Origin of the sequence: Nonomuraea sp. NPDC052265 (genome assembly GCF_044547985.1) — a bacterium.
Lineage (GTDB): Bacteria > Actinomycetota > Actinomycetes > Streptosporangiales > Streptosporangiaceae > Nonomuraea.
The window spans coordinates 705,264-730,073 of sequence record NZ_JBIUBJ010000003.1; the positions used below are offsets into that span (position 1 = coordinate 705,264).

At 69.7% G+C, this 24,810-nt stretch carries 28 protein-coding genes and 1 tRNA gene; 14 read left to right on the forward strand and 15 right to left on the reverse strand.

The features are described 5' to 3' along the window. Positions 1–15: 15 nt before the first annotated feature. Together ACIHAD_RS13095 and ACIHAD_RS13100 are read right to left on the reverse strand one after the other, a co-directional pair. Positions 16–1,119 (reverse strand): glycosyltransferase, encoded by a 1,104-nt coding sequence (locus ACIHAD_RS13095; protein ID WP_397354570.1) that lies wholly within the window; start codon positions 1,117–1,119, stop codon positions 16–18. Positions 1,120–1,225: 106 nt separating this feature from the next. Next, the gene (locus tag ACIHAD_RS13100) at positions 1,226–3,058 is read right to left on the reverse strand and encodes a SpoIIE family protein phosphatase (protein WP_397354571.1); all 1,833 of its coding nucleotides are present in this window, start codon (positions 3,056–3,058) and stop codon (positions 1,226–1,228) included. Between the two features lie 73 nt (positions 3,059–3,131). Here ACIHAD_RS13100 and ACIHAD_RS13105 point away from each other — a divergent pair, with 73 nt between their 5' ends. Then, the gene (locus tag ACIHAD_RS13105) at positions 3,132–3,839 is read left to right on the forward strand and encodes an ANTAR domain-containing response regulator (protein WP_397354572.1); all 708 of its coding nucleotides are present in this window, start codon (positions 3,132–3,134) and stop codon (positions 3,837–3,839) included. Positions 3,840–3,843: 4 nt separating this feature from the next. Here the strand turns inward: ACIHAD_RS13105 and ACIHAD_RS13110 are convergent, their stop codons facing one another. Next, on the reverse strand, positions 3,844–4,200 hold the full coding sequence (locus ACIHAD_RS13110; RefSeq protein ID WP_397354662.1) for an STAS domain-containing protein: 357 nt from the start codon (positions 4,198–4,200) through the stop codon (positions 3,844–3,846). A gap of 176 nt (positions 4,201–4,376) precedes the next feature. Between ACIHAD_RS13110 and ACIHAD_RS13115 the strand changes: the two genes are divergently transcribed. Both ACIHAD_RS13115 and ACIHAD_RS13120 read left to right on the forward strand, forming a co-directional pair. Next, complete coding sequence (locus ACIHAD_RS13115; RefSeq protein WP_397354573.1) at positions 4,377–5,150, forward strand: SigB/SigF/SigG family RNA polymerase sigma factor; 774 nt, start codon at positions 4,377–4,379, stop codon at positions 5,148–5,150. A 38-nt stretch (positions 5,151–5,188) separates the two neighbouring features. Continuing rightward, positions 5,189–5,602: an ATP-binding protein gene (locus ACIHAD_RS13120; protein WP_397354574.1), complete on the forward strand. Its 414-nt coding sequence runs from the start codon at positions 5,189–5,191 to the stop codon at positions 5,600–5,602. A 174-nt stretch (positions 5,603–5,776) separates the two neighbouring features. Here the strand turns inward: ACIHAD_RS13120 and ACIHAD_RS13125 are convergent, their stop codons facing one another. The 4 genes from ACIHAD_RS13125 to ACIHAD_RS13140 form a co-directional block, all read right to left on the reverse strand. Continuing rightward, positions 5,777–5,971 carry a hypothetical protein gene (locus ACIHAD_RS13125; RefSeq protein ID WP_397354575.1) on the reverse strand — a complete coding sequence of 65 codons (195 nt, stop codon included), beginning with the start codon at positions 5,969–5,971 and terminating at the stop codon, positions 5,777–5,779. Positions 5,972–5,976: 5 nt separating this feature from the next. Then, the gene (locus ACIHAD_RS13130) at positions 5,977–7,119 is read right to left on the reverse strand and encodes a hypothetical protein (protein ID WP_397354576.1); all 1,143 of its coding nucleotides are present in this window, start codon (positions 7,117–7,119) and stop codon (positions 5,977–5,979) included. Positions 7,120–7,125: 6 nt separating this feature from the next. Beyond that, positions 7,126–7,671, reverse strand: coding sequence for a hypothetical protein (locus ACIHAD_RS13135; protein ID WP_397354577.1), 546 nt, complete (start codon positions 7,669–7,671; stop codon positions 7,126–7,128). 71 nt (positions 7,672–7,742) lie between these two features. After that, positions 7,743–8,111, reverse strand: a complete 369-nt coding sequence (locus tag ACIHAD_RS13140) for a hypothetical protein (RefSeq protein ID WP_397354578.1) — start codon at positions 8,109–8,111, stop codon at positions 7,743–7,745. A gap of 150 nt (positions 8,112–8,261) precedes the next feature. Between ACIHAD_RS13140 and ACIHAD_RS13145 the strand changes: the two genes are divergently transcribed. After that, positions 8,262–8,335 (forward strand) — tRNA-Pro (locus ACIHAD_RS13145). An 82-nt stretch (positions 8,336–8,417) separates the two neighbouring features. Here ACIHAD_RS13145 and ACIHAD_RS13150 read toward each other — a convergent pair. Beyond that, on the reverse strand, positions 8,418–8,705 hold the full coding sequence (locus tag ACIHAD_RS13150) for a tyrosine-type recombinase/integrase (RefSeq protein ID WP_397354663.1): 288 nt from the start codon (positions 8,703–8,705) through the stop codon (positions 8,418–8,420). Between the two features lie 31 nt (positions 8,706–8,736). Beyond that, positions 8,737–9,861, reverse strand: coding sequence for an IS30 family transposase (locus ACIHAD_RS13155; protein WP_397354579.1), 1,125 nt, complete (start codon positions 9,859–9,861; stop codon positions 8,737–8,739). Positions 9,862–9,976: 115 nt separating this feature from the next. Between ACIHAD_RS13155 and ACIHAD_RS13160 the strand changes: the two genes are divergently transcribed. The 3 genes from ACIHAD_RS13160 to ACIHAD_RS13170 all read left to right on the forward strand — a co-directional run bounded on the left by ACIHAD_RS13160 (position 9,977) and on the right by ACIHAD_RS13170 (position 12,689). Next, positions 9,977–10,897, forward strand: coding sequence for an IS3 family transposase (locus tag ACIHAD_RS13160; RefSeq protein ID WP_397354580.1), 921 nt, complete (start codon positions 9,977–9,979; stop codon positions 10,895–10,897). A gap of 55 nt (positions 10,898–10,952) precedes the next feature. Further along, the gene (locus ACIHAD_RS13165; RefSeq protein WP_397354582.1) at positions 10,953–11,936 is read left to right on the forward strand and encodes an STAS domain-containing protein; all 984 of its coding nucleotides are present in this window, start codon (positions 10,953–10,955) and stop codon (positions 11,934–11,936) included. 249 nt (positions 11,937–12,185) lie between these two features. Beyond that, positions 12,186–12,689, forward strand: coding sequence for a MarR family winged helix-turn-helix transcriptional regulator (locus ACIHAD_RS13170; RefSeq protein ID WP_397354584.1), 504 nt, complete (start codon positions 12,186–12,188; stop codon positions 12,687–12,689). 8 nt (positions 12,690–12,697) lie between these two features. Here the strand turns inward: ACIHAD_RS13170 and ACIHAD_RS13175 are convergent, their stop codons facing one another. From ACIHAD_RS13175 to ACIHAD_RS13195, 5 genes are all read right to left on the reverse strand, one after another. Further along, positions 12,698–13,258: a hypothetical protein gene (locus tag ACIHAD_RS13175; RefSeq protein WP_397354586.1), complete on the reverse strand. Its 561-nt coding sequence runs from the start codon at positions 13,256–13,258 to the stop codon at positions 12,698–12,700. A gap of 4 nt (positions 13,259–13,262) precedes the next feature. Then, on the reverse strand, positions 13,263–13,649 hold the full coding sequence (locus tag ACIHAD_RS13180) for an STAS domain-containing protein (RefSeq protein ID WP_397354587.1): 387 nt from the start codon (positions 13,647–13,649) through the stop codon (positions 13,263–13,265). A 216-nt stretch (positions 13,650–13,865) separates the two neighbouring features. Beyond that, positions 13,866–14,528: a potassium channel family protein gene (locus tag ACIHAD_RS13185; RefSeq protein WP_397354588.1), complete on the reverse strand. Its 663-nt coding sequence runs from the start codon at positions 14,526–14,528 to the stop codon at positions 13,866–13,868. Next, positions 14,521–15,798: a TrkH family potassium uptake protein gene (locus tag ACIHAD_RS13190; protein WP_397354665.1), complete on the reverse strand. Its 1,278-nt coding sequence runs from the start codon at positions 15,796–15,798 to the stop codon at positions 14,521–14,523. The genes ACIHAD_RS13185 and ACIHAD_RS13190 overlap by 8 nt, the downstream gene beginning before the upstream one ends. A 68-nt stretch (positions 15,799–15,866) precedes the next feature. After that, positions 15,867–17,078: a cation:proton antiporter gene (locus ACIHAD_RS13195; protein WP_397354589.1), complete on the reverse strand. Its 1,212-nt coding sequence runs from the start codon at positions 17,076–17,078 to the stop codon at positions 15,867–15,869. Between the two features lie 402 nt (positions 17,079–17,480). Here ACIHAD_RS13195 and ACIHAD_RS13200 point away from each other — a divergent pair, with 402 nt between their 5' ends. Together ACIHAD_RS13200 and ACIHAD_RS13205 are read left to right on the forward strand one after the other, a co-directional pair. Beyond that, positions 17,481–17,924, forward strand: a complete 444-nt coding sequence (locus ACIHAD_RS13200) for a CBS domain-containing protein (protein ID WP_397354590.1) — start codon at positions 17,481–17,483, stop codon at positions 17,922–17,924. Beyond that, positions 17,921–19,213, forward strand: a complete 1,293-nt coding sequence (locus ACIHAD_RS13205) for an ArsB/NhaD family transporter (RefSeq protein ID WP_397354591.1) — start codon at positions 17,921–17,923, stop codon at positions 19,211–19,213. Before ACIHAD_RS13200 ends, ACIHAD_RS13205 begins: the two co-directional genes overlap by 4 nt. A 30-nt stretch (positions 19,214–19,243) precedes the next feature. On the opposite strand, the gene ACIHAD_RS13210 is transcribed toward ACIHAD_RS13205, so the two are convergent. Further along, a complete protein-coding gene (locus tag ACIHAD_RS13210; protein WP_397354592.1) occupies positions 19,244–19,702 on the reverse strand; it encodes a GbsR/MarR family transcriptional regulator in 459 nt (152 codons plus the stop codon). 309 nt (positions 19,703–20,011) lie between these two features. Between ACIHAD_RS13210 and ACIHAD_RS13215 the strand changes: the two genes are divergently transcribed. The 5 genes from ACIHAD_RS13215 (at position 20,012) to ACIHAD_RS13235 (ending at position 24,752) form a co-directional block, all read left to right on the forward strand. After that, positions 20,012–21,016, forward strand: coding sequence for an NAD-dependent epimerase/dehydratase family protein (locus ACIHAD_RS13215; RefSeq protein ID WP_397354593.1), 1,005 nt, complete (start codon positions 20,012–20,014; stop codon positions 21,014–21,016). Between the two features lie 15 nt (positions 21,017–21,031). Then, the gene (locus tag ACIHAD_RS13220) at positions 21,032–22,177 is read left to right on the forward strand and encodes an FAD-dependent oxidoreductase (RefSeq protein WP_397354594.1); all 1,146 of its coding nucleotides are present in this window, start codon (positions 21,032–21,034) and stop codon (positions 22,175–22,177) included. Positions 22,178–22,327: 150 nt separating this feature from the next. Next, on the forward strand, positions 22,328–22,981 hold the full coding sequence (locus tag ACIHAD_RS13225; protein WP_397354595.1) for a DUF998 domain-containing protein: 654 nt from the start codon (positions 22,328–22,330) through the stop codon (positions 22,979–22,981). Between the two features lie 63 nt (positions 22,982–23,044). Continuing rightward, positions 23,045–23,980, forward strand: a complete 936-nt coding sequence (locus ACIHAD_RS13230) for an ABC transporter ATP-binding protein (RefSeq protein WP_397354596.1) — start codon at positions 23,045–23,047, stop codon at positions 23,978–23,980. Then, positions 23,973–24,752: an ABC transporter permease gene (locus tag ACIHAD_RS13235; protein ID WP_397354597.1), complete on the forward strand. Its 780-nt coding sequence runs from the start codon at positions 23,973–23,975 to the stop codon at positions 24,750–24,752. Before ACIHAD_RS13230 ends, ACIHAD_RS13235 begins: the two co-directional genes overlap by 8 nt. Positions 24,753–24,810 lie beyond the last annotated feature (58 nt).

Consider the following 24,810-nt stretch of genomic DNA (forward strand, 5'->3'; position numbering starts at 1 on the left):
TCTCCAGCGCTTCCGTCAGACGCAGGCCGACTCGTAGACGCGGACCAGCTCCTGGCTCACGCGCTCCCAGGAGTAGCGCGAGCGGGCGCGGTCGGCGCCCGCGTACCCGAGCGCGGTGCGCAGCGTCGGGTCGCACAGCACCTCGCGGGCCAGCCGCGCGGTGCGCGCCGGGCGGTCCGGCGGGACCAGCAGGCCGGTCACGCCGTCGATCACGGAGTCGAGGTGGGCGCCCACGGCCGAGGCGATCACCGGCACGCCGCAGGCCATGGCCTCCAGCGCGACGACGCCCGTGGCGGCCTCGCGCGGCACCGACACCACGGCGTCCGCGCTGCGCATCAGCTTCGGCACCGAGGCCCGCTTGACCTGCCCGAGCAGCGTCACCCGGTCGGCGACGCCGAGCTGCTCGGCCAGCGCGCGCAGCCGGCGCGCGTCCCTGTCCTGGTCCAGGTCCTCGGGCTCGGGGCCGCCCGCGATGACCAGCTCCACGTCCGTCAGCCCCTGCAACGCCCGCACCGCCGTGTACGCCCCGCGCTCGGGGGACAGCAGGCCCACGTGCACCAGCCGCTTGCGGGCGCCCTTGGTGGCGATCGCCCCGCGCCGCTGGAAACGCTCGGTGTCCACGCCATGCGGGACGATCGCGATGTTCCCGCGCGGGACGCCCAGCCTGATCAACGCCGACTCCTCGTCGCCCGAGCCGGCGATGACCGCCTTGGCCCGGCGTCCGAGCGCCAACTCCAGCTTCTGGTGCGTGGCGTCCACGGTGTGGAAGGTCTGCATGACCGGCACGTCCAGGCCCTTGGCGCCCGCCACGGCGGCGAGCCCACCGGTCCACGAGTGGGCGTGGATCACGTCCGGCCGCTCCTGGTTCCACCGCTTCATCAGGTGCTCGCCCACGTCGTTCAGGTACGGAACGACGTCCTCGGGCGTGAGGTCCTTGGCCGGGCCCACGTCGATCTGCTCCAGAGTGACCCCCGGGGCCACCCGCGTCTTGGGCTTGCCCTCGGCGTCGTCACGGCGGGAGTAGATGGTGACGTGGTGCTCGCGGCCCAGCTCTCGCGCTACGGAGAGGATACGGTGGCGCTGGTTTCCCTTGGCGGACGCGACGATCGCAATATTCATGGCACACCTCAGCGTGGAAAAGCCTTCAAGGTGTGCCTGCGTCTTAGGCACGTTGTTCTACGGAACGACAATACCCATGTTTAGCCGGATCGCAAACCCCTGCAGATCAGACACCCTTGAGGGCCAGGATGACGATCTCGTCCCACACCTGGCCGCCGGAGAAGGCGTGCCGGTCGGCCTCCACGGCCTTGACCACGGTGGCCGGTGACTGGCCCGCACAACGCCCCAGCACGTCGGCCAGCCGCTCCTCGCCGTACGGCTCGCCGGAGTCGTTCCTGGAGGAGATCAGGCCCTCGGAGTAGAGCACCAGCGTCTCCCCGACGGAGACCGTCAGCTCCTGCACCCCCGTCTCGGCCTCGGGGGAGATGCCCAGCGGCACGCCGCCGCCAGCCGCGAAGCGCACGTTGCCGTCGGGCTGCAGCAGCGCCGCCGGATGGTGGCCGGCCGAGGACAGCTGGATCGTCCGGCCCTTGACGAACCCCGCCACGGCCATCACGAACATGCCCGTGCCCTGCGCCACCAGGGCCTGGTTGACCTTGCGGATCACCAGGTCGGGATGGGACTCCCAGGTGCTGAGCACCCGCAGCCCGCCGCGCACCATGGCGCTGACCGAGGCCGCCTCCTCACCCTTGCCCGCCGCGCCGCCCAGGGCGAACCCCCAGCCGCCGGCGACCGGGAACACGTCGTAGAACTCCGCGCCCACCGACGCGCCCGGGTGGTAGACCGCCGACGCCTCGTAGCCCGGCACGTCGGGCAGGTTGCGCGGGGCCACGCTCGCCGACAGCGCGTCGGCGGCGCGCGAACGGCTCTGGAAGCTCGACTGGGCGCGTACGGCCAGGCCGAGCTGCATCCCCACGTCCTGCAGCACGCCGAGGTCGGCCAGCGAGAACGGCGGCCTGTCGTGCGTGCGCACCAGCGTCAGCACCCCGTCGGACTGCCCGATCGGCACCGACAGCAGCGAGCCGGCCCCCATCGCGGTCAGCAGCGGCCCGTCGGCGGTGTAGCCGAGCAGCGACTCGTCGTCGACCATCTCGTGCACCACGCCCGAGCCGCGCTCCAGCACCTGCACCACCACCTGGCTGCCGGCCGGGTCGGCCGACTCCACCTGCCGCACCAGGTCGCCCAGCGGATGGTTCTTCGGCGCCACCACCACCGAACGCCGCGGCAGCCCGTCGCGCACCAGATCGGCGATCACCCAGTCGGCCCACTCGGCCGCCAGCAGCCGCGTGGTGCGCGGCAGCGCCACCGGCCGCAGCAGCGCCTCCTCGTCCAGCAGCAGCGCGCCGATCCTGGCCAGCAGGTCCTGGCGCTTGGACGCGGCCAGCAGCAGCGCCCCGTCGGACTGCTCCGGCCGCCGCCCGCCGGGCTCGGGAAGCTGCACCTCGGTGGGCAGCGCCACGGCCGCCACCATCTGCTGCGGCTCACCCGGCATCGTCACCCGCGTCAGCGCGAGCTGCACGGTGTGCGTCCGGCCCTGGTGCGCCAGCCGCGTCTCGAACGCCGACGGCTGCCCGGTCTGCAGCACCGAGTTCAGGTGCGAGCGGAACGCCGCCCGCCTGGAGACGTCGACCAGCAGCGGGAACGACCGCCCGACCAGGTAGCCGTCGGGGCTGCCGAGCACCCGCGAGGTCTCGGGGTTGATCCGCCGGACCACCCCGCCGCCGTCGAGCACGATGACCGGCACCGGGAAGGCCCGGAACACCTGGCGCAGCAGCTTCAGCTCCCGCTGCGTGCCGTCCTTCTTGCTCGCGGCGCGCTTGGGCGCCTTGCGCAGCGCCTCGCGCGCCTCGGCCAGCAACTCGGCGGCGGTGTCCAGTTCGGCCAGGGCGGCGTCGAGCGTGGGCGCGAGGTCGGTAGGGTAGGCGGTCCTCGCCTCACGCAAGGACGACACGCGTCCCGCCAGCGCGTCCAGAGCGTGTTCGAGGTCCGGCATGGTCATCCTTTGACGCTACGCCACCGGGGATAACGGTAGCCATAAGGGGTAGGGGCTTCTTGCTATGGAATCGACGGCGATGATCACTCCCGGGCTCGCCCGAGACCTGGCGGCACTGGGGCGGCTGGGTGAGGACACCTCCACGGAAAGCGTTCTGCGCGGCCTGACCACGGCTCTGGCGGCCGGTGTGCCCGGGTGCTCGGGCGGCTCGGCCGAACACTGGCGCGACCAGCGGGTGCTGGTCTCCGGCTCGCACAGCGAGCTGATCATGCTGGTCGAGGGCGAACGCGAGCTCGGCGAGGGCCCCTCCCTGGAGGCCCGCCAGAGCGGCGCCCGCGCGAGCCTGACCGACGTGCTGAGCGACAGCCGCTGGCCCCGCTACAACGCACTGGCGACCCGCTGGGGGGTGCGTTCGGTCCTGATCGTGCCCATCGAGGTGGCGCCGGCGCAGCTCATCGTCGGACTCTACTCCGTACGCCCGGGTGCCTTCTCCGCGCAGGCCGCCCACTCGCTGGCCGAGATGCTGACCGAGCAGGTCGGGGTGGCCATGGCCAACATGTGGGAGTTCGAGGAGGTGCGCATTGACGCCGCCCAGCTCCAGGAGGCCCTGGCCGGCCGGTCGGTCATCGACCAGGCCAAGGGCATCATCATGCAGACCAGCGGATGCACGGCCGAGGCCGCCTTCGAGGAGCTGCGCAGGATCTCGCAGCACCATCAGGTCAAGGTGGCCGATCTGGCCAGGCTCCTGGTGGAGGAGCATCAGCGCAAGTCGACGCGTCGCCCATAGGACCTCAGCCGATGGCGGCCAGGGCGTCGTCGAGCGTGTCGTACAGCGGCAGGCGCTGGGCCAGCCCGGTGATCCACATCACCTTCGACTTCGAGTACTCCACGCCCACCAGGGCGAATCTCGCACGCGACGCCAGGCTCGTCTGCCAGTGATGGACGATCAGCCCGAGCGCGCGTGAATCCATGAACGTCACCCCGGCCAGATCGAGTATCAGGTCGGAGCCGGCCAGCGACAGGTAGTCGGCGAACTGCTCACGCGTCGTGGCGTCGAGCACGCCGTCGACCTTGACGACCGTGATCTCGTCGACGGTCGACGACGTCAGGCTCAGGGCGGCCACGGGCCCTTCGCCGTTTTCGGGCATTGTCACGAAGCAACCCTACTGTCACCACGCGACCGAGGAATACTTCCCGCGGCAGGGGGGACACTGGATCCGAAGTCCAGCAGAGGGCTTCCGTCTCGAGAGTAGAGCGAGGCGTGCCTCTGCCTGGGCTTTTTCTGCTGGCGGAGGCCGCCCTGCGACCCATATGAGGAGCAGCGATGGCTGTGCAGGAGTACGTCCTCGAGGAGATGTCAGCAGAAGAGCTCCTGGCCGAGATGGTCAGGGAAGACACACCCGACAGCCACAGGGAACGGCTGCGCGAGCGCATCGTGGAGATGCACCGGCCGCTGGCCATGGAAATCGCCAGGCGTTACCGTTACCGGGGCGAACCTCTGGAGGACCTCCTCCAGGCCGCGTACGTCGGCCTGATGAAGGCCGTCAACGGCTTCGACCCGAGCCTCGGCCACGCCTTCAGGGGCTACGCGGTCGTCACGATGACCGGCGAGGTCAAACGGCACTTCCGCGACCGCACCTGGGCCATCCGGGTGCCGCGTCTCTACCAGGAGCGCCGCTCCGAGCTCAACCGGCTCGTCGCCGACCTCAGCCAGGACCTCGGCAGGTCCCCGACCGTGGCCGAGCTGGCCGCGAAGATGAACATCTCGGAGGAGGACGTCCTGCTCACCCTCGACGCCTCGGCCGCGTACAGCACGCTGTCGCTCGACGCGCCGCTCGGCACCGACGACGACGCGGCCTCGCTCGGAGACGTCATCCCCGAGGACGACGACACGCTGAGCACCATGGTCGACCGCGAGGCCGTCAAGCCGCTCATCGACGCGCTGCCCAGCCGCGAGAAGCACATCCTGCTGCTGCGCTTCTTCGGCAACATGACGCAGGCCGAGATCGCCGCCGAGTTCGGCATCTCGCAGATGCACGTCTCACGGATTCTCCGTAAGGTACTCGACCAGCTCCGCAGTGAGCTGCTGGTCGGTTAGCCGCTGGGTCGGCTGGTGAGAGAAAGGCGAGTCGCCGGGTGAACGAGGACGTCGAGCCTCAGTCGGGCTACACGAGCCCGCCACCCGGCGTGCCCGTGAAGGAGCTGCGCTTCCGGCTGCCGAATCTGCCGGAGGTCCGGCAGTTCGCCGAGGACGAGGCCCGCGCCGTCGGGATGCCCGAGGAGGCGGTCGGCGATTTCGTCATCGCGGTCAACGAGGTGGCGACCAACGCGGTCACGCACGGGGCCGGCCGGGCCGCGATGCGGACCTGGGTGATCAGCGGGGACCTGGTGGTCGAGGTGCACGACGAGGGGTCCTGGAAGCCTGGGCCCCTGCCGGGGGCTGTGGGGGGGATGGGGTTGTGGGTGGCCCGGCTGCTGTCCTCCGATTTCACGTTGAGGGTGGGGAGCGGGGGGAGCACGGTGATCATGAGGTTTCCCGGGAAGGGGTGACCTGGGTGGTTTCTGGTTCTTCTGGATATTTGGCTCTATTGGGTGTTTGAGCCTTTTGGGGCGGTTCGGGGTTCGGGTGGGGGTGCGGTTCGAGCGGGAGGCTTCGTCGGCCTCCCGCTCGAATCGTCGTTCTCGTTCGGCCTCGTTCGGCTTTTCGGTGTGGTGGTCCCCGGCTCAGCGGCGGCTGCGGCCGCGCCAGTTGCCGTGCCCGCCGCGGATGCTCGCCGTGCCGATGCCTGCCTGGTGCAGGGCCAGCAAGGTCAGACCCAGCAGGACGAACGTCATGCCGGAGATTCCGCCGATCTTCACGCCTACGAGGTCGAGCAGGAAGCCCAACCCGAAGATGATCGCTGCGACGACCGCCAGCATGCCGGTCACCTCCTCGTTTCCGTGGACAGATTGTGCGTGGACAGCGCGAGCAGCCGCTCCAGGACGTTGCGGTAGTCGCGGAACGCCTGCCGCAGGTCCTCGGTGTCGGGGGAGTCGACGTCCTTCCAGCGGTCGCGCAGAGCGCCGGTACGGCTGGTGAGAGAGTTCGTCAGCGACTCCACCACCTCGCCGACCAGGCCGTCGGCACGCTGTATCGCGTCGGCGGGGTCGTCCACGAAGGACGCCTGGACGTCGCGCCAGCGGGCCTGGACGTCGGCGGGGTCCTGGTCGAACAGCGCGATCTCCTGAGGGGCCGCGTGCGAGGGGACGTCGTCCACGGGAGCCCCCGCGACCGGAGTCTCCTCGACGGGAGCCCCTTCGACCGGGGTCCCCTCGACGGGTAGCCCTTCGACAGGAGCCTTTTCGAGGGGAGCCTTTTCGGCCGGCCGCCCGCCCTCGGGGAGCGAGCCGTCGGTGAGATCGCGGTCGCTGAGATCGCGGTCGGTCAGCCCGTCGCGGGCCACTCCGTCATGGGCCACTCCAGCGGGGGTCAGATCGTCGCGCGCCAGATCGTCGCGCGCCAGATCGTCGCGCGCCAGATCGTCGCGCGCCAGATCGTCGTCGGCCCGCTCGCTGTGAACCAGGACGTCCTCCTGAGCCCGTCCACCGTGGGCCGGTTCGTCCTGCGGGCGGTCGTCGTGGACCAGCACGTCGTCGGAACGTTCGCCGTGGCGTGCCTCGGTCCCGGACAGGACATCCCGGGGGGTTTCGTATCCGGACGTCACGTCGGCGGGGGCGTCGGCGTGGGCCGGGTCGGGGGAGCGGTGGTCGGTACCGCGTCCAAGAGGGGTGTCGCGTTCCGGCTCGCCCGGCAGGTCGCCGTCGGCGGCGCCGGTGCTCGCGTAGGGGTCCTTGTAGGGCGGCTCGTCGTCGTGGTCCCGGTCGGGGACCGTGGAGGCGTACCCGTGGATCACTTGGGTGTGACCGGTGTCGTTCGGGTAGCCGCCGTCGTGCCGTCCGCGGGTGTCGTCGTAACGGTCGCCGGTCTCGTCGGCCGGATCCCTGTGCTCGTCGTCCTTGCGCTCGTCGTCCGACCGCTGCGACGGGACCTTGAGCTCGTCCTCACTTCTTCTGTTGCTGCTGGTCATCTACACTCACCGCCCTCGCGTGGTCTCGTGCAGCAGTTCCTCGAACAACGCGCGGTAGTGCACCATGGCCTGCCGGAGCTCCTCGGTCGAGGCTTCCTTCCTGGCCGCCCGCCCGCTGATCTCGTGGGCCGTCCTGTAGTGGTCGAGGGTGGCCGCGTGCCCGACCGACAGATCGGACAGCCGCTGCTCGAAGTCGTCCGTGGGGTAACCCCGTTCCGCCATCACCGAGGTGACGAGCTGGTCGGCCTCGGTGACCGCGAACCCGGGGGCGTCGACGAACCGCTCCTGGACCTCGGTCCACCGGCTGGCGTAGGCGTCGCGCGTCTCCTCCGGCAGCGGCCGGATGTCGAGCTCGGAATGGCGCTGCTCGCGGGCGATGAGCTCCCGCTCGGCGTCGCGCCGGTTGTCACTCTCGGCCACCGTACGCTCGTACTCAGGGCCGAAACGTTCGCGGAGACGGCTGCGGCGTTGCTGCTGTAGCACGACATAGCCCACTGCGGCGAGCGCCACCACCGCGACCACGACGACGGCCACCCAGATCAAGGTGGTCATTGATGTTCGCCTCCGGTCTCTGTAATGAGACCTGCGACTGCCCACGATCAAGGCTGTCGAAACTCGCGTACTCAGTGAGCTGCAAGCCCTTTCCTGGCGGCCTCCAGCACCGTCGCGACATGTGAGCCCGCGGCTGACGCCGGGATCTCGCTGAACCCCTCAGCGGCGTCGTACCGCACGTCGAGCCCCGCGTCCACGAGCCGCTGAGCCCACCGCAGGGCCGTGTTCAACCGCTCCGCCGCCGGCGGCTTCCCCTGCGCCGCCGCCGAGAGGTTCCGCAGGTTCGTCGCCGGCCCGGACTGCGCGTGCGCGCGCGCCAGCTTCCACGGGACGGCGGCACTGTGGTCGAGCATCGGCTTGGCCAGCCCGGCGGCCCGCTTGGCCTGGAGCACCCCCGACTCGGACACCCCGAAATGAGCGGCCAGCTCCTGCACACTCATCCCCCCGGCCACCAGCCGCGCCAGCTCCGCCCGATCAACGCTCGGCCTCCGCCCCACCACGCCCTCCGCTCCCGCTTTCCGTGTACGCGCCTACCTCCGATGTGCGCTAAGGTTATGACGTCCCGCCCCGCAGGGGGCGGCCGACACAATCGGGACGTAGCGCAGCTTGGTAGCGCACTTGACTGGGGGTCAAGGGGTCGCAGGTTCAAATCCTGTCGTCCCGACGGTTGTGAAAGGCCGATCGACTTGGGCGTAAGTCCAGGTCAATCGGCCTTTTCTCATCTCTCGATCTTGACGGGTGATCTCCTAGGCAACTCGCAGCTGGGGACCATTTGGGGACCGCGTCGCCGCCATGTGCGCGCTGAGCGCATTCCCGGCCTCAGCGATGGCGTTGAGGTCTGGGTGGAGGTAGCGCTGCGTGGTCGTCAGAGATCCGTGGCCGGCGATCTTGCGAAGGACATGGACGGGGACCCCGGCATCCGCCATCCACGTCAGTCCCGTGTGGCGGAGATCGTGACGGCGAAGGTGTTCGTAGCCGAGCCGCGTGACGACCTCGTCCCAGTGCGTCGCGTCGCGGAGGACTGCGGTGCTGATGCGACCGCCCCGTGGCCCGGTGAACTTAGATTCAAAGAGTCAAGGCAACACATTGGGCCGGGGTTCGGTAGCCGAGGCACTTGCGTGGGCGGTTGTTCAGGCGGGCGGCCAGGGCGTCAAGGTCGGCTTGGCTGTACAGACTGAGATCAGTGCCCTTCGGTAAGTACTGCCGGATTAGCTTGTTGGTGTTCTCGTTCGTTCCCCTCTGCCATGGGCTGCGCGGTGCCGCGAAGAAGACGTCGATGCCGGTCGCTTCGGTCAGCAGCTGGTGGCCGGCGAGTTCCATGCCGCGGTCCCAGGCCAGAGTGCTGAGTAAGTGTGCATCCATCCGTGTGAACGCCTGCTGCAGGGCGGGGATGACCGTCGTGGTGTGGCGGCTGGGTAGGGCGACCATGGTCAGGTAGCGGGACTTGCGGTCGACCAGTGTCGCGATCTGGCTGTTCTTGGCTCCGATGATGAGATCACCCTCGAGGTGGCCGAGCTCGGTTCGGGAGTTGGCGGCGTCAGGCCGTTCCTCGATCGGCCGCGCCCCGGTGATCTGCGAACGCCATTGGCCCTTGACCGTGTTCTTCTTGTTCTTGCGGATGGGACGGCGCGTGCGCAGTTTGGTGCACAGCTCACGCGGGATCAGTTTCCACCGGGTCGTGTAGATCGCACGGTAGATGCTTTCGTGGCTGATCCGCATGAGCGGATCGCCGGCGTGCATCAGCCGCAGATGTCCCACGATCTGCTCCGGGGACCACTCGTTGTCGAGCAGTTCGATCACCAGCTGGCGCAGCATCGGGTTGTCCTGCAGGGCGGACGGTTTTGGGCGACGTGCCTGCTCTTGAGCGCGTTGCTCGGCGGCGACCGCACGGTACTTCGCCCGGCTGCCGTTGCGGGCGACCTCCCGGCTCACCGTGGACGCCGGGCGGCCGATCGACACGGCGATCGAACGTAGTGAGGCTCCAGCCTCGAGGCCGCGAGAGATCGATTCCCGGTCCTCGGCGCTCAAACGGTCGGCCCGGCGCACCCGCTCGGCCGGCGCGATGCCGCCATGGTGCTTCAGCACCGCGAAAACCGACCCCGGGGGTTTGCCCAGTGCCCGGGAGATCACGCTGATGGAGTCACCGGCGCGCCAGCGCCGCCACAAGTCTTCTTTCATCGCGTCCGACATTCCCGGCCGACCCATCCGAGCCACGATCCACCCATCCACTTGCAGTGTTGCGTTGATCGTCTGAATCTAAGTCGGCTTTCTTCGCGGCCGAGCTCGACCGGCCACACACGCACTCGTGACCTTCATCGACCAGCACGCCGATGTGTTCGGTGTCGAGCCGATCTGCCGTGTCCTGACCGAGCACGGCTGCCCGATGTCCACCAGCACCTACTACGCCGCCAAGAACCGGCCGCCCTCGCCACGGGTGGTGCGCGACGCTGCCCTGGACGCTCACATCCAGCGCATCCACGCCGATAACTACGGCGTCTACGGCGCCCGCAAGGTCTGGCAGCAGCTGCTGCGGGAGGGGCATCGGGTGGCTCGCTGCACCGTCGAACGGCGCATGCGCGCGCTCGGCCTGCAAGGAGCGCGGCGGGGCAAGAAGATCCGCACCACCACGCCCGATCCCGGGCGCGAGCGGGCGGCCGACCGGCTGCAGCGCGACTTCACCGCCCACCAGCCGAACGCCACCTGGGTGGCCGACTTCACCCACGTGACGGCCTGGTGCGGGGTGGTCTACGTCGCGTTCGTCGTCGACATCTACTCCCGGGCGATCGTCGGCTGGGCCGCCTCGCTGACCAAGCACACCACCCTCGTGCTGGACGCCCTGGACATGGCCCTGTGGCGGCGCGAGCGCACCGGCCACCCGGTCGGACCGGGACTGATTCATCACTCGGACGCGGGCAGTCAATACACATCTTTCCGGTTCACCACCCATCTGCTGGCGGCCGGCATCGACGCGTCCATCGGCACGGTCAGCGACGCGCTCGACAACGCTCTGATGGAATCGCAGATCGGCCTGTACAAGACCGAGCTGATCAAGCCCCGAGGCCCGTGGCGCAGCCTGGCCGAGGTGGAACTGGCCACCGCCGAATGGGTGGCCTGGTTCAACAGCACCCGCCTGCACTCAGCCGTCGGACACCTCCCGCCCGAGGAGTTCGAGGCGATCTACTACGCTCAACACCACCCCAACGAAGCCCTTGCAATCAACCGCTGAGGCCTCCATCAAAGCCGGGGCGGTTCACTCCGTCGCCCCGGCCACGCTCAAGCGCATGCCCGCCGGCGAGATAGGCGTCATGGTCATCACCGTCGCCGTCGTGGTCGCCACCCACAACCTGGCCATCGGCGTCGTGGTCGGCTCGCTTACCGGCCTGGTCATCTTCGCCCGCCGGGTGGCGCACCTGGCCAACGTGACCGCCTGCCTCGATCCCGACGGCGGCCAGATCGTCTACGCCGTCACCGGCGAGTTGTTCTTTGCTTCATCCAACGAACTGGTCTCCCAGTTCAACTACGCCATCGATCCCGACCAGGTGGTCATCGACCTGACCGACGCCCACATCTGGGACGCCTCCTCCGTCGCCGCCCTCGACGCCGTCGAGGCCAAGTACGCCGCACGCGGCAAGACCGTCCAGATCATCGGCCTCAACCCGCCCAGCGCCCGCATGGCGCCCTGTCCGGCGAGTTGTCCGGCAGCCACTGACGCCGCCCGCGCCCCTCGCGCTGACCGCTGTCGTGCCTGCTTCTTGGGCGCCGGTAGCCGTGTCTCGCGGCGCTGCCTCGCCCTCGGCGACGAGTACCCGGTAGACGCCGGCCAGACACGGAAGGTTTCCCTTGGTCTTTCCCATGGGGATGACCAGCTCGGCGGCGCAACCTTCGACCCGGTAGGCCGCGCTCGCGCGGGCTGCGCGCATGGCGACCATGTCGTCGCCGAATACATTCGGCTGTCGGCCCTCTCACCGCATCGCCGCTGTCGCTGTACGGTTTGGCCTGTCGTAGGTGGTGGTGACCTCGTCGTGCAGTGCCGGGTGCTCCTGGTGGTCACCTCGGCCGCGCGTGCGGCGGGGGAGTGGCCGGCGGGGGCAGGTTCTCCGGCTTCCCGCTTCTGCGGCATCCGCCGCGTGTCCTCCCGGCGCCGCGTGGCGATGACCGCGCCGGGGCTCGTCCTTGAACTTCAGCGGGAGTGGAAGTTCCCGCGGAAGATGCGTACGGTCTCTGCGATCGCTGCGAAGCAGGTGTGCTTGTACCCCTGCCGGTAGAAGAGCTGGTCAGCCACTTCGACGATCTGGGCTCTGGTCGATGAGAGCGGCTGGTGATGGCCCGGGGCCCGTTCCTCCCGAGGAGACGCCCTGGCCGACGTCGAAGAGATGTGACCAGAGTCCGTCGACCAGACCAGTGATCGCCAGCTCGCGAAACGCTTGCCCCGGGAACCTCTGGGCGAATACGACCGGCGATCTTGGTCGAACCAGGGTGCGCCGGCGCCTCCGCCACGATGTACAACAGACACCATGGACATGCGTGACGCTTCCGCTCGAGTGACAGGTGATGATCTCGCGGCGGTCACCTCGGCCGTCCTCACCGGATCTCGGTTGCTGGTGGCCATCGCCGCCAATTCCCTCGCCGCGGTGCAAGACCAGGTGACGTTGCCGCAGTTCCGCATGCTCGTCGTCCTGTCGGGGCATGGCCAGGCCAAGCTCGTCACGCTGGCCGAACTCCTCGGTGTCAACAGCTCGACCGCGATGCGGATGGCCGACAGGCTCACGGTCGCGGGCCTCATCGTCAAGGAGGTCAACCCGCACAACCGCCGCGAGAGCCTGATGCGGCTCACCCCGGAGGGCCGTCGCATCGTCGATGAGGTGACCGCGCGCCGCCACAAGGAGATCGCCGCGATCGTCAGCCGCATGACGCCCGAGCAGCGCCAGGCGCTCGTCTCGGCCATGACCGCCTTCAACGAAGCCGGTGGCGAGCCTCCCGCGCACCCGCAGTACCCCTTGGGGTGGCCTGACGCTTGACCTCGCCGCTACGGCACCTGCTCTTCCCTCAGGCCAAGTATGCCCGTGTCGCTCCCGCGGCTCGGTCTCCTCAGGAACGGCACGACGGCACGGCCAGTGACCCTTCGCCGCCCCGTCGCGGCGGTGAGGAGAAGGAGGAGGGCACCATTGGTCAGCACAAAGTTGCCTACCTGGCCCAGTTCCCACCTCATCCGCCACGCGTGCCAGTCGAGGGGCGGGGGTTGCCGGGACCAGGTGCCGAACACGTCGTTGGCCGGTTGCACGACCAGGGCCCAGAGCAGCAGCGCTCCGATGGTCAGAAAGCCTGACATCACCACGAGCCTGAATCGGTTCGTCCTGCGCTCGACAATGGCCAACGGGACGGTGACGACGACAGCAAGCAGTTCGGCCACGCCGCCCACATAAGCCAAGCCAGGGTAGGCGGCCTCATTGAAGCGTACGTACATGTGCCTGTCGTAACCCAGTTCGACCGGCATCGCCAGGAGACGCACGAGAGTCAACCCAGAAGTGAGTGTGACCAGCGTGACCGCGGCGCTCCACAGCAAGCGCGTCACCGCAGGCACCGCCACGCCGTCATCCGTCCGCCATCCTGCGCCTGCGCCCGAGCTCGGCGAGCGCGTCCTTGATGGACGCGCGCCCTTCCAGGGCACTGTCGGCCAGTACGGGCGGCATGCCGCCACCGGTGACGATCATGCGTCCGCCGGACGCCTTGGCATGGCGGTCGGCTGCCAGCAGGATGTCGCGACCGTAGAGGTCGGCCACCATGAGACCTGCCAGATCCACGACGAGGAGCGTCGGGATCGCGGTGGCGAGCACCTTGACCAGGTACTGCTGGAGAACGTTACAGGCCACCCCCTCCAGGCGTCCCGTCAACGTCAGTACGACGATGTCTCCGTATTTGTCGAGCCGGATGTCGAAATCCACCTCTGCCTTGGAGATATAGGGTTCGCCAGGTTTCATCGAGGCCATCCAAGGCGGACAGGCTCTTGCGAGCCGCGGGAGAGGGGCGAGCACGTCATGCGACTGCTCCTTCTGATCGACATGACTCGACAGCGCCGACCCAGACTTCCCGGCTCACCTTCGTCCAGGTTACCAGCTTTCTTGCCTTGTGCAATGATCCGGTATGCAAACAAAAGATCGCAGGGCCGTGTGGCACATGTGATGTGCCTCATGTGTCTAAGGCAGTTCGGCGAAGCGTTCGACCTGGTCGGTGGGGCCGGAGACGATGACGATGTCGCCGTAGCAGAGTTCTGTCTCCGCGCTGGCGTAGGTGAACTCCGCTCCTGGGCTCTTGACGGCGACGATCGTGACGCCGTGCTTGCGGCGCAGGCCTGAACGGCCGAGCGGGATGCCGACGTAGTCCTTCGGCGGGTGCGTCTTGACCAGCGCGAAGTTCTCGTCCACCTGCATGAAGTCGAGCATCCGGCCGCTGACCAGATGGGCGACCCGCTCGCCCATGTCGTGCTCGGGGATTACCACGTGGTGGACGCCGGTCCGGTCCATGATCCGTCCGTGCTGCCTGCTGACCGCCTTGGCCCAGATGTTCTCGATCTCCAGCTCCACGAGCAGGGACGCGGTCAGGATGCTCGCTTCGATGTCCCCGCCGATCGCGACGACGGCACGGTAGAAGTCGGGCACGCCGAGCTGACGCAGGACCGCCATGTCAGTCGTGTCGGCGGTCGCGATGTGGGTGATCTCTCCCGCCAGGCTCTGGACGTGTTTGGGATGGTTGTCGATGGCCAGCACCTCGGTGCCGCGCCGGGTGAGTTCGAGTGCCAGCGAGCCGCCGAACCGGCCGAGCCCGATCACCACGACCGGATCGCGGTTCTTGTCAGCCAACGATGACCCTCTCCTCGGGCAGCTGGTAGTTGCGGACGCGGTCCTTCAGCGCCAGGGCGGATCCCAGGGTGAGCGGTCCGGTCCTGCCGATGAACATGAGCAGCGTCAGCAGCACCTGCCCGGCCGGGGTGACGTCCGCGGTGATGCCGGTCGACAGGCCGGCGGTGCCGAAGGCCGAGACGACCTCGAACAGCACCCGGTCCAGGCTGTGCGGCGTCAGCGCGAGCAGCACGTACGTCGACACCGCGACCAGCACGATGCTGACGAGGCTGATCGAGACGGCCTGCCGCTGGGCCGCGTCCGTGAGGCGGCGATGGCCGATGTTGACCTCGCGCTCGCCGCGCATCTCCGCCCAGATGACGAAGGCCAGCAGGCCGAAGGTGGTGACCTTGATGCCGCCCGCGGTGCCGGCGCTGCCGCCGCCGATGAACATCAGCAGGTCGGTGGCCAGCCAGCTGGTGGGGTACATCGCGGCGAGGTCGAGGCTGTTGAAGCCCGCGGTCCGCGGCATGACCGCGGTGAAGAACCCGGCCAGCAGTTTGCCCGAGTCGTCGAGCGCGCCGAGCGTCCTCGGGTTACGCCATTCGGTGGCCAGGAACACCAGCGTGCCCCCGATCAGCAGGACCACGGTGACGCCGACGGTGATCCTGGTCAGCACAGACCAGCGGCCGGGCCTGCGCCAGCTGCGCAGCAGCTCGAACGCCACCGGGAAGCCGAGCCCGCCCACGATCACCGCGGTCGCGATGGTCAGGCATATCCACGGGTCGGTGACGTAGCGCATCAGGCTGTCGGGCCACAGAGCGAACCCGGCATTGTTGAACGCCGAGATCGCATGGAAGACGCCCAGGTAGAGGGCACGTCCGAACGGCTCGCCGTAGCCGAGCAGGAACCGGCCGGTCAGGACCAGCGCCGCGACGGCTTCGCAGACCAGGCTGAAGACGACGACCTTGCGGACCACGTGCCGGACGTCGGTCATGTGCAGGGTCTTGGTCTCAGCCTGCGCGAAGATCCTGGCGCGAAGGCCGAGGCGTCCGGTCACCAGGACGGTGAACAGCGTCGCCAGGGTCATGATGCCCAGCCCGCCGACCTGGATCAGCCCGGCGATCACCCACTCGCCGAACACCGACCAGTGGGTGGCGGTGTCCACGACCACCAGACCGGTGACGCACACCGCGGACGTCGCGGTGAACAGGGCTGTCAGCCAGCCCGCCGACTCGCCCGACTCGGTGGCGATCGGCGAGGCGAGCAGGGCGGTGCCGATCAGGGCCATGGTGGCGAACCCGGTGACGATCACCTGGGCCGGGTGCTGGAAGCGGCCGAGGAGTCCGTACGGCCGTCTCACAGCGTCTGGTCGCGCTTGCGGAGGCGTCCGAACCAGGCCGGGACGTCGTGCTCGTCGTCGAAGCCGCGGGCCACGACGATGTCGGTGGAGGAGTGGAGCAGGATCGAGGCCACGATGGTGACGGCGACGATCTGGAACACCTGCTGCGCGGCGGCGATCCCGGAGGCGAGCACGAGCAGCCCGTATACCACCGAGGCGAACCCCTTCGGGCCGAACCACGCCACCGCCGCCTGCTCGCGCACGGTCAGCCCGGAACGCAGGAACGACAGCCAGATCGCCGCCGGCCGCGCCACCACCAGCGCCAGGATCGCGAACAGCCACCCCTGCCAGCCCACCGAGCCCAGCAGGGACGGCGTGATGAGCGCCCCGAACACCAGCAGCGCCGCCAGCTTGAAGATCTCCGCGATGAGCTCGCCGAAGTGCTCGAACGATTCGCGCTGCCGCTGCCCGAAGGTCGCCACGGTGATCCCGGCGGAGAACGCGGCCAGGAACAGGTTGCCGTGCGTGGCCTTGCCCACGGCCAGCACGAGCAGGCCGATGGCCAGGGCGTTGAGCGGCTCGTAGGCGGTGGAGGTGGCGAACCAGCGGGTCTGCTCCAGCTTGATCGCCGCCCACGGGATCGCCACGCCGATGAGCACGCCGAGGCCGAGCTCCAGCCCCAGCTCGCCGAGGTGCAGGTCGGCCGAGCCGGCGGCGATCGCCAGGAACAGGATGACGAACGGCAGCGCGAGCCCGTCGTTGACGCCGGATTCGACGTTGAGCAGTTGCCGCAGCCGGGGCGGCACTTTCTCGTTGCCGACCAGGGCGGCGGCGAACACCGGGTCTGTCGGGGCCAGGATCGCGCCGATCAGCAGCGACTCGACCCAGCCCAGCCCGAGCAGGTAGTGCGCGCCGGCGGCGGTGATGACCAGGGTGAGCGGCAGGCCCCAGCCGAGCGCCCGCCCGGGCAGCCGCCACGCGCTGCGCAGCTCGGCCCAGCCCACCCGCATCCCGTCGGTGAACAGCACCGCGAACAGCGCCAGCTCGGCCAGCGTCCCCACCAGGTCGTCCCCGGGCTTGAGCGAGACGACGCCGAGCACGCCGTCGCCCAGCACGAACCCGGCCACCAGGAACAGCGCCGCCGTGGACAGGACGGTGCGGTGGGCCAGGCTGGACAGCAGCACCGCCAGCAGGAGCAGGCCCGCGAACGCGGTCAGCAGGGCGCCCATCAAGCACGCCGGGGGAAAAGGATCATGGCTGCGGGGGTCTCCGGTCGGATCGTCGTCAAGAACATTGCCGACCAGACTTCCCGGCGCACCGGCGATTACCTTAACAGCGGGCGTTGGCGACGCGCACATACGAGTTCTTGACGGCGGCATCGCGTGAGCCCACCGGAACCGGACACAACGCGGTCCTGTTCGACGGCTTCCCGATCCGGTCCCCTGACCGCAGGTGAGAGGAGGCGCCGGCACCACGACACAGCGCCTGGAAGACGCTGCCGCTGATCGACCGGCGGCTGCCTGTCCTGTGCGCGCCGGCTGTGATCCCGGCAGGTCCTGATACCTTGTGTCCAGGTGCGCCGGGAAGTCTGGTCGGCAGGTCCTTGTCCCGTTGACGCAAAGGATGTGCTGGTGCGCGCCCGAGACCTGCTTGCCGACTTCCCCGTGGTCGCGCTCGATTCCCCGGTGATCGACGCGGCCCGCCTGCTCGCCGACCAGGATCTGCCCGGCCTCGTCGTCGTCGGAGACGACGGCACACCGTTCACGATCCTGCCCGGTACCCAGGTGTTGCGCCTGGCGGTGCCCGGTTACTGCCTGGAGGATCCCGCGCTGGCCCGGGTGGTGGACGAGGCCCATGCCGACGCGTTCCTGCGCGGACTGGACGGCCGCACCGTGCGCGAGGCGCTGCCGGAGCGTCCGCGCGAGCTGCCGGTCACCGATCCTGACGCCACCGTGCTGGAGCTCGCCTCCTTGATGGCGCGCACCCGCAGCCCGCTGGTGGCGGTGGTGGACGACGGGCGGTTGCTGGGCGCGGTGACGCTGCAGGCGCTGCTGGACCGGGTGCTCGCCGCGTGAGCGTGCTCGCCTGGGTGAGCGTGGCGGCGTTCCTGGCCGCCTACGCGCTGATCGCCACCGAGAAGGTCCACCGGGTCGCTGCGGCTCTGGGCGGCGCCGGGATCATGCTCCTGATCCACGCCACCAATGCCAAGGCCGCGTTCTTCTCCGAGCACACCGGCATCGACTGGAACGTCATCTTCCTGCTGCTCGGCATGATGGTCATCGTCGGAGTGCTCAAGGAGACCGGCGTCTTCGAGTACCTGGCGATCTGGGCCGCCAAACGCGCCCGTGGCCGGCCGTTCCGGCTGATGGTGCTGCTGGTGCTGATCACCGCGGTCGCCTCGGCGCTGTTGGACAACGTCACCACGGTGCTGCTGATCGCGCCCGTGACGTTCCTGGTGTGCGAACGGCTGGCGGTCAGCCCGGTGCCGTTCCTGATCGCGGAGGCGATGGCGTCCAACATCGGCGGCGCCGCCACGCTGGTCGGCGATCCGCCCAACATCATCATCGCCAGCCGCGGCGGCCTGACCTTCAACGACTTCCTCGTCCACATGGCACCGATGATCATCGTCCTCATGGCGGTGTTCGTCGCCTTGTGCTGGCTGCTGTTCGGCAGGTCGTTCCGCTACGACCCCGAGCGCGCCGAACAGGTCATGGCGCTGGACGAGCGGGAGGCGATCGCCGACCGGCGGCTGCTGTGGCAGTCGCTGGCCGTGCTGGCCCTGGTGATGGCCGCGTTCGTGCTGCACCCGGTGCTGCACTACGAGCCGTCGGTGGTCGCGCTGCTGGGCGCAGGCGTGCTGGTGGCTGCCACCAAGGTACGCACCGAGCAGGCCATCGCCGAGGTGGAATGGCCGACGCTGGTGTTCTTCGCCGGGCTGTTCGTCATGGTCGGCGCCCTGGTCGAGACTGGCGTCATCGGACAGCTGTCGCAGGCCGCGGTCGCGGCGACCGCCGGCAGGCCCGAGCTGACCACGATGGGGCTGCTGGGCGGCTCGGCGGTGGTCTCGGCCATCGTGGACAACATCCCCTACGTCGCCACGGTGAGCCCGATCGTGGAGCAGCTGGTGCAGGCCGAAGGCGGCAACGGGTCCGGGCAGGTGCTGTGGTGGGCGTTGGCCTTCGGCGCCGACCTCGGCGGCAACGCCACGGCGGTCGGCGCCGCCGCCAACGTCGTCGTGCTCGGCATCGCCGCCCGCAACGGCACCCCGATCAGCTTCTGGCAGTTCACCAAGTACGGCCTGATCGTCACCAGTGTCACCGTCGCCCTGGTGGCGCCGTATCTGTGGCTGCGCTACCTGATGTGACGTGACCGCTTTGACGGGTCTTGGGCGGAGTCAGCCGCGCTGATGGTGCCAGCGGTGCAGCAAGGCGGGGAGTTCGCCGAGCAGGAATTCGTAGAAGGCGTGCATTTGGGCCAGACGCCGCCGAGCGGGATCGCCCTCCTCGGTGGCGGCGATTCCGGCGGTCGCGGCCTGGAGCATGGCCTGGATGACGGTGTTCTGGCTGGTGAACAGGGTGGCCCAGGCGTCGTCACGGAGTCGGTAGTGCTCACGGCGGCTGCCGGGGGCGGGCAGGCGTTCGATCAGTCCGACGGCCAGCAGCGATTTGAGGGCGCCGGAGACCGATCCCGCACTGGCCTCAAGTCGTTCGGCGATCTCGCCGGCGGTGACACTGTCCTGGTCGGTGAACAGGAAGACCGCGAGCGTGCGAGCGGGCATGCGCTGGAGCCCACCCTCGATCAAGGTCAGGGCCAGATGTTCCGCCGCCTGCCACTGTTCAGGCCTGTCGTTCAAGGCGCCTCCTTCTCAAGAGGCAGGCTATCGAACACACTCACTCTTCAGTAATTTCTGAAACTTCGATACAGTCATCACATCGGCCTCTCCCCAGAGGACACGATGGTGTGCCGGGAAGCCTGGTCGGCGAGCAGCGTTGCCGACCCCAGGAGATAACCCGATGCCTTCCTCAGCCCGTGTGCACGGCCTTACGCCATATCGAGCCGTGCGGTGCGCCTGTGCTCAGCCGGCCCGGACGTCGACCACTTCACCCGGGCACGACCACTGGCACCCGTCAGCCCTCTGGCTGTCCCTCACTTCAGGAGCATCGTGAAACTACTGGTTCTCGGCGGCACCCACCACGTGGGCCGCGCCGTCGTGGAGGCCGCGCTGGAGCGGGGCGATGAGGTGAGCACCCTCAACCGCGGACTCAGCCGCGACCCCGCGCCCGGCGTGCGGCCGCTGCTCGCCGACCGCACCGACCCCGAGTCCGTACGGCAGGCACTGGGAGACGAGGAGTGGGACGGGGTCATCGACACCTGGGCCTGGGCGCCCAAGGTGGTGCGCGACAGCGCTCGCCTGCTGGCCGGCCGGGCCGGGCACTACGGATACGTCTCCAGCCGCGGCGTACACCGCTGGCCCTGGCCGGCGGACGCCGACGAGCAGGCGCCGTTGGTCGATGGCGACCCCGCCAGCACCGATGACGCCGACTACGCCGCGGCCAAGCGCGGCGGCGAACTCGCCGTCCTGGAATCCTTCGGCGAGCGGGCACTGCTGGCCAGGGCAGGCATGATCCTCGGCCCGTACGAGGACGTCGGCCGCATCCCGTGGTGGCTGCGCCGCCTGGAGAAGGGCGGCAGGGGCCTGGCCCCAGCTCCCGCCCAGACGCCCCTGCAGTATCTCGACGTCCGGGACCTGGCCATCTGGATGCTGCGCTCGGCCGAACGCGGCCTGAACGGGGCCTTCACCGTGACCGGCCCGCCGGGCGCGACCACCCTCGGCGACCTGCTCACCACGGCGCTTGACGTCACCGGCTTCGACACCGAACTGGTGTGGACACCGCCCGAGTTGCTCCTGCAGCACGGCCTGCCGCTCGGCATGGAGTTCGGGCTACGGCTGCCCGACGGCAGCGTACCGAGCGGCATGCACGACGCCGACGTCAGCGCCGCCTTGGCTGAAGGGCTCACCACCCGCCCGCTGCGCGAGACCCTCGCCGACACCTGGGCCTGGCTCCAGGCCGAAGGCGACCCGGCACCCCGCGCCGACGCACCCTCCCCCGACACCTGGCTGGACGCCGCCGCCGAACAGCGGCTGCTCGACCAGCTCTCCCACTGAAGGAAGCACCCCATCATGCGCGCCGTCATCATCGGAGCCGGCATCGCCGGCCTGGCCACCGCCCTGCGCCTGCACCAGATCGGCTGGGACACCCTCATCGTCGAACGCGCCCCGGCCCGCCGCGGCGGCGGCTACGCGGTCACCTTCGGCGGCATCGGCTACGACGCCGCCGAACACCTCGGCATTGTGTCCGACCTGCGAGCCAAGGCCTTCGACACCACCGAGCTCGTTTACCACAAGAGCGACGGCTCCCGCCGCTTCGCACTCGATCGCGCCACCATCGCCGCCACCACCGGGCCGCGCTCGATCACCATCCTGCGCGGCGACCTCGAAGCCGTCCTGTACGAGAAGGTTCGCGATCACACCGAGATCCGCTTCGGCACCACCCTCACCCACGTCGACCAGGACGACCACGCCGTCCGCGTCACCCTGAGCGACAGCTCGGTCGAGGAGGCCGACCTGCTGATCGGCGCCGACGGCCTGCACTCGGCCACCCGCGCTCTGCTGTTCGGCCCGGAGGAGGACTTCCTGCTCGACCTGGAGCACAAGGTCGCCGTCTTCATGCTGGACCGGCTGCCCGCCACCATCGCCCCCGGCGCGACCGGCACCCTGTCATCCAACGGTCGTACCGCGGCGGTCATCAGCGTCGGCGACGGCCGCAACGTCGCCTTCTTCGGCTACCGCACCGACCACGCCCGCCCGGGCGAGGACGTCGCCACCCAGCTGGGACGCGTCTACGGCGACCTCGGCTGGGTCATCCCCGAAGCCCTCGCCGGGCTTGCGCGGGCCGACTCGGTCTACTTCGACACCATCAGCCAGGTCGTCGCCCCGTCCTGGAGCAAGGGCCGGGTGGTGTTGCTCGGCGACGCCGCCTGGTGCGTCACCCTGTTCGCCGGGTACGGCTCCTCGCTGGCCGTCGGCGGCGCCGACCGGCTCGGCACCGAACTGGCCGCCCACCCCGGAGACATCCCCGCCGCGTTGGCCGCGTGGGAGGCCGCGATCCGTCCCGAGGCCGAACGCAAGCAGAAGCTCGGCCGCCGGGTCAAAGGCGTCTACGCCCCGGCCAACCCCCTGGTGCTGTGGCTGAGCCTGCTTCCGCTGCGGCTGGCGTCCCTGCCGCCGGTGCGCCGGTACATGACCCGCCGCTTCATCAAGGGCTGAAGCCATGTGACACCTGGCCGGGCGGGCGGCCAGGTGTTACATTCCAGGCGTCTGCATGAACGTGCCCCAGAAGGGGCGCGAACGTCGGTGAGCCGGGAAGCCTGGTCGGCCCGCGATCGTCCGATCGCGGAGCTAGGAGGCTTGCTCCCCATGCGCCCGACCACGACCCTTCTCGGCTGCGGCATCGCCGCCGGCGTACTCGTCCCAGTGCTGCTCCTGCTCGACGGCGCCACCCGGCCCGGCTACAGCCTCTGGCACAACGGCGCCAGCCAGCTCGGCACCGGCGAGCGCGGCTGGCTGCAAACGGCCAACTTCGTGCTCGGCGGGCTCCTGCTGCTCGCCTTCGCCGCCGGGATACGCCGTGCTCTTCCTACCGGGCGAGCCGCCGTCTGGGCGCCGATCCTCCTGGTGGCCGGTGGTCTGGCGATGGTCGTGGCGGGGATCGTGCCCACTGATCCGGCCCTCGGCTATCCGCCGGGCCGACCCGAGGTGGTCACCACCGCGGGCCACGTCCACGGGCTGGCCGGCCTGGTGCTGTTCGCCGCGCTGGCGGCCGTGCCGCTCGTGCTGGCACGGGGTCCGCACGCCGGGAGCCGAAGGTGGACGGTCTACTCGCGATGGTCGGGAGCTCTTGTCATCGCCTTCGCCGTCGCCGCGGGAGTCGCCTTCCGCCTGGATGCTCAGGGCGTGGTCCGGCCCGCGCCCGCCGGGCTGCTCGAACACGCCGCTCTGCTGGTCGGCTTCGCCTGGACCACCGTCGCCGCCGCCCGCCTGCGCCGCCGCAACGCCGTCAAAGAGGTGTGAGGTGGAGGTCGTGTACGGCCTGTGCATCCTGCTGGCCATCATCGGGCAATGAAGGAGCACCATATGGGCAGCGCAGGCGCCCCGGTCATCGAGGTGGCCGGCCTGACCAAGCGCTACACCGGCGTCGTGGCCGTCGACGACGTCAGCCTGAGTGTGCGCAGAGGCGAGATCTACGCGCTGCTTGGCCTCAACGGCGCCGGCAAGACGACCCTGATCCGCATGCTGCTCGGCATGATCGCGCCCACCGCCGGAACCGTGCGCGTCCTGGGGGCCGACGTCTCCGCCGGTGACCGCTCCGCGTGGGCACGGGTGGGCTACCTGGTGGAGGCGGCCGCCGCCTACCCCGAGCTCACCGTACGCGAGAACCTGGAGGTCGTACGACGGCTGCGCCGCCTGCCCGGCAGCGCCGACGACATCATCGAACGCCTCGCGCTCACCCCCTACGCCAACCGCCGCGCCCGCACCCTCTCGCTCGGCAACCTCCAGCGCCTGGCCCTGGCCAGAGCCCTCATCCACGCCCCCGACCTGCTCATCCTCGACGAGCCCGGCAACGCCCTCGACCCCGCCGGCGTCGCCGAGATCCGCGCCCTGCTCGCCGACCTGGCCCAGCAGCACGGCACCACCGTGCTGCTGTCCAGCCACCTGCTGGCCGAGGTCGACCACCTGGCCACCCGCATCGGCATCCTGCACCACGGCCGCCTTCTCGACGAACACGACACCGGCCAACTGGATCATCACCGCCGCCGCCACCTGCGTCTGGCCACCCGCGACGACCAAGCCGCCCGAGCACTGCTGCGCGCCCACGGCTACCGTCCCGAACCCGCCACGCCGACCGGTCTGCTGCTCGCCGACCCGCGCGCCCTGGCCGAACCGGAACAGGTCGCCACCGTCCTCGTGCACGGCGGGGTGCCGCCCACCGAGCTCCACCCAGAGGAAGAGGACCTGGAGGCGTTCTTCCTGCGTACGGTCGCACCAGAGGAAGGAGACGGACATGCGTGAGGCGCTGTGGGCCGAGCTGCTCAAGGTACGGCGCAGCCGCCTGCCCTGGATCACCGCGCTGGCCTTCACCATCGCCGCGCTGGTGTGCGGGATGTTCATGTTCATCCTGGCCGACCCCGTCCGCGCACGGGCGTTCGGCCTGCTCGGCGGCAAGGCCCAACTGTCGGGCGCCACCGCCGACTGGCCCGGCTACCTCGCCCTGCTCGCCCAGGCCGTGGCGGTCGGCGGCCTGGGCATTTACGGGCTGATCGCCATCTGGCTGTTCGGCCGGGAGTTCAGCGACCGCACCGCCACCGACCTGCTCGCCCTTCCCACCTCCCGAACCGCCGTCGTGGCCGCCAAGTTCACCGTCGCCGCCATATGGGCGCTGCTGCTGGCCCTGCTGCTCGCCGGGCTGGGCCTGCTGATCGGCGCGGTGCTCGCCCTGCCCGGCTGGTCGGCGCCGGTCGTGGCCGCCGCAGTCGCACACCTCGTGGCCGCGGCGGGTCTGGCCGCGCTGACCACCACGCCGCTGGCCCTGGCCGCCAGCGCCGGCCGCGGCTACCTGGCCGCCGTCGGTGTCCTGTTCGGCATCATCTTCGCCTCCCAAATCATCGCCGCACTCGGCTACGGCGCCGTCTTCCCCTGGTCGGTGCCCGGCCTGTACGCCGGCATCGCCGGAACCGGCCAGGACCCGCCAGGTCCGCCGGGCCTGCTGGGGGTGATGCTCACCGGAGCGGCCGGCGCCGCGGCGACCACCGCTTGGTGGAACCGAGCCGACCACACACGCTGACCGAACCGGCCACCCTCTGGACTCGGCGTGCCTTCAGGAGCATTATTAGTTTACGGAA